This is a genomic window from Variovorax sp. 20P10.2.4 (assembly GCF_058244205.1).
The window spans coordinates 1-3,354 of sequence record NZ_JBZAYE010000731.1 but is presented as its reverse complement, the minus strand read 5'-3'; the positions used below and the strand labels follow the sequence as shown (position 1 = coordinate 3,354).

Below are 3,354 nucleotides of genomic sequence, written 5' to 3'. Positions count from 1 at the left end.
ATTCGGGCGAAGGCGTGCTGCCGGTCTCGACCGCGCGCGACACCATCGGCCCGCTGGCGCGCAGCGTGGCCGACCTGGCGCTGCTCGACGAGATCCTCTCGGGCAGCCGCGGCGAAGTGCAACCGAAGCCACCCGCCGGCCTGCGCCTGGGCGTGGCGCGCGCGGCCTTCTACGACAACGCCGACGAGGCCACGCGCCGCGCCTTCGATGCCGCGCTCGACAAGCTCAAGGGCGCGGGCGCGCAGATCGTCGAGATCGAGATCCCGCAGCTGCGCGAGGTCGCGGCCAGGGTCGCACCGGTCACCGACTACGAGGCGCGCGTGGGCATCGCCGCCTTTCTCGCGAAGTACAAGACCGGCGTGAGCCTCGACCGGCTGGTGGCCGACATCGCGAGCCCCGACGTGGCAGCGGGCTTTCGCAACCGCATCGTGTCGGCCAGTGCGCCGACGCGCGAGGCCTACGAGACCGCGCTGAAGGTCGAGCGGCCGAAGCTGCAGGCGCTGCTGCGCGGTGCGTTCGAGAGCAACCGGCTCGACGCCCTGCTCTACCCCGTGACGCTGGCGCCGGCGCTGCCGATCCGCGGCACCGAGATGAGCGTGACGATCAATGGCCGCACCACCAGCACGCTGGCCGCCTACATCGCCAACACCGGCCCCACCAGCACGGCCGTGCTGCCGGGCGTGACGGTGCCGATCGCGCTGTCCGACGAGGGCCTGCCGATCGGCCTGGCCATCGACGGCCTGTGGAACAGCGACCGCGCGCTGCTCGCGATCGCGATGGGCATGGAAACGATCTTCCCGGCGCTGCCGGCTCCCAAGCAATGAAAGAAGGCATGACGCAAAGACAAGACATCCCCGGCGAGAACCGCTTCGACGTGATCGTGATCGGCGGCGGCAGCGCCGGCGTGGCGGCCGCGATCTCGGCCGCGCGCGGCGGCGCGCGCACCCTGCTGGTCGAATCGGCGCCGATGATCGGCGGCGAGCTGATCAGCGGCATCTCGATGCTCGGCTGCCTCTCGACGCGCGGCGACTGGATCGTGGGCGGCGTGGTCACCGAGCTGCTCGACCGGCTCAAGCCGCTGGGCGGCTACATCGGCCCGGTGTTCGACTACCGCGCGCTGCACCTGGTGTGCTTCGACACCGAGCTCATGAAGATCGCCGTGATGCAGGCCGTGGCCGAGGCCGGCGTGCACCTGCGGGTGCAGGCCTTCTTCTGCGGCATCGAGACCGGTGGCGACGAAACCCGCGTGCGGCTGATGCACAAGGGCGGCGAGGCCTGGTACGCGGCGCGCGTGGTGATCGACTGCTCGGGCGACGGCGACGTGGCCGTGGCCGCGGGCGCACCGAGCGAGAAAGGCGCGCCCGGCACCGGCGCGCTGCAGCCGCCGAGCCTGGTCTACCGCGTGTGCGGCGTCGAGACCGAGCCGCTGCTGCGCTTCGTGCGCGACAACCCCGCGCACTTCGGCCTCGGCGACTACCCGGGCCTGGGCATGGATGCGCGCCAGTGCGCCGAGGCGCTGTACGCCCAGGGCCAGCCCAAGGTGCTGCTGCGCGGCACGCAGGGCCTGCTCAAGGAGGCGATCGATGCCGGCGAGATGTACCCGACCTCGGTGCTCGCGATCGTGCCGACCTCGACCGCGCGCAAGGAGGTCAGCATCAACTCGACCCAGCTCGCGGGCGTGGACGGCACGCGCGCGGCCTCGCTGAGCGAGGCGCTGCCGCAGCTGATGGCGCAGGTGTCGCAGGGCCTGGCCTTCCTGCGCCGGCGCGTGCCGGGCTTCGAGCAGGCGGCGCTGGCGGCCGTGGCGCCGAAGATCGGCGTGCGCGAGACGCGGCGCATCCTCGGCGAGCACGTGCTCGACGAGGCCGACATCATGCAGGGCCGCAAGCGCGCCGACGGCATCGCCAAGGGCGGCCACGAGCTCGACATCCTCGCGGTCGATGGCCACCGGCACGAGACCATCGCCGAGGGCGGCTCCTACGACATCCCCTACGAATGCCTGGTGCCGCGCGGCCAGCGCCGGCTGCTGGTGGCCGGGCGCTGCATCTCGAGCACGCGCGAGGCGCAGAGCTCGGTGCGCGTGATGGGCACCTGCATGGCGATGGGCCAGGCCGCCGGCACCGCGGCAGCGCTGTGCGCGCTCGACGACGGCTGGAGCGGCGACGTGCGCGACGTGGACCGCGCACGCCTGCGCCGCACGCTGATCGCCGACGGCGCCGTGCTCGAAGGGACGCTGTAGTGGGCCGCACGCTGTCGCTCGCGCACCTGAGCCTGATCGACGCCACGCCACCCGAGCTGGTGCGCGCGGCCGGCGAGGCCGGATTCCGCTCGGTCGGCCTGCGCCTGCATCCGGCCCGGCCGGGCGAGGCGCCGCACCCGATGCACGCGGGCTCGCCGATGCTGGCCGAGACGCGCGCGCTGATGAGCGCGCTGGACGTGGCGGTGCACGACGTCGAGGTGGTGCGGCTGTCGGCCGGCTTCGAGGCGCGGCGCTTCGAGCCGATGCTGGCGGTGGCGGCGTCGCTGGGGGCGCGCTGGCTGGTGGTGAACGGCGACGACGACGATCATGCGCGCGCCGCCGCCCACCTCGCGGCGCTCGGCGAGCTCGCTGGCGCGCATGGCCTCTCGCTCGGGCTCGAGTTCATGGTCTACACGGCCGTGCCCACGCTCGATGCCGCGCTGCGGCTGGTGCGCGAGACCGGGCGATCGAACGTGCATGTGCTGATCGACACGCTGCACTTCTTTCGCAGCGGCGCGACGGCCGATCGCATCGCGCGCACGTCGGCAATCGCGCGCGGCTGGGCGCAGTTCAGCGACGCGCCCGCGCGGCGCCATCCGGCCCTGTCGCCCGGCGAGGAAGCACGCGCACACCGCCTGCTGCCGGGCGAAGGCGCGCTGCCGCTGGCGGATGTGCTCGATGCGGTGGCGGCCGATGCCGTGCTGTCGATCGAGGCGCCCTCGACCGTGCGCCGCCATCACCTCGGCATGGCAAGGCGCGCCGAACTGGCGTACACCACGGCCAGGCGCTGGCTCGATGCCGCCGCACGACCGCAGCAGGAACACGCTCATGCCCTCCACTGATACGAACGCATCTCTTCAACCCGCCCTGTGGCTCGACGGCCGCACCGCGGTGCTCGGCATCCTCGGCGACCCGGTCGCGCAGGTGAAGGCGCCCGCGCCATTCACGGCCCGGCTGCAGCAGCAGGGCCTCAATGCCGTGCTGGTGCCGATGCATGTGCGCGCCGGCGACGTGGCGGCCCTGCTGCCCGCGCTGCTCACGCTGCACAACCTCGCGGGCTTCATCGTCACCGTGCCGCACAAGCAGCGCGTGGCGGGCCTGATCGGCGATGGCCT

General features: G+C 73.0%; 3 protein-coding genes and 1 pseudogene. All 4 read left to right on the top strand.

The genetic code is table 11. From position 1 onward, the window contains the following. Positions 1 to 824 (top strand): amidase family protein (locus AC27VN_RS36505; RefSeq protein WP_490879791.1); only part of this gene is annotated, 824 nt, incomplete at its 5' end. An 8-nt stretch (positions 825 to 832) separates the two neighbouring features. Beyond that, entirely contained in the window at positions 833 to 2,239 is a 1,407-nt protein-coding gene (locus AC27VN_RS36500) for an FAD-dependent oxidoreductase (RefSeq protein WP_398496662.1), read from the top strand. Next, a complete protein-coding gene (locus AC27VN_RS36495; RefSeq protein WP_490879790.1) occupies positions 2,239 to 3,081 on the top strand; it encodes a sugar phosphate isomerase/epimerase family protein in 843 nt (280 codons plus the stop codon). The genes AC27VN_RS36500 and AC27VN_RS36495 overlap by 1 nt, the downstream gene beginning before the upstream one ends. Next, a pseudogene (locus AC27VN_RS36490) lies at positions 3,068 to 3,354 on the top strand (shikimate dehydrogenase); the annotation flags it as partial. The gene AC27VN_RS36495 and the pseudogene AC27VN_RS36490, both read left to right, overlap by 14 nt.

Excerpts from the sequence above, each read along its gene's own strand:
- AC27VN_RS36500 (WP_398496662.1), top strand. The coding sequence starts at position 833 with ATGACGCAAAGACAAGACATCCCCGGCGAGAACCGCTTCGACGTGATC.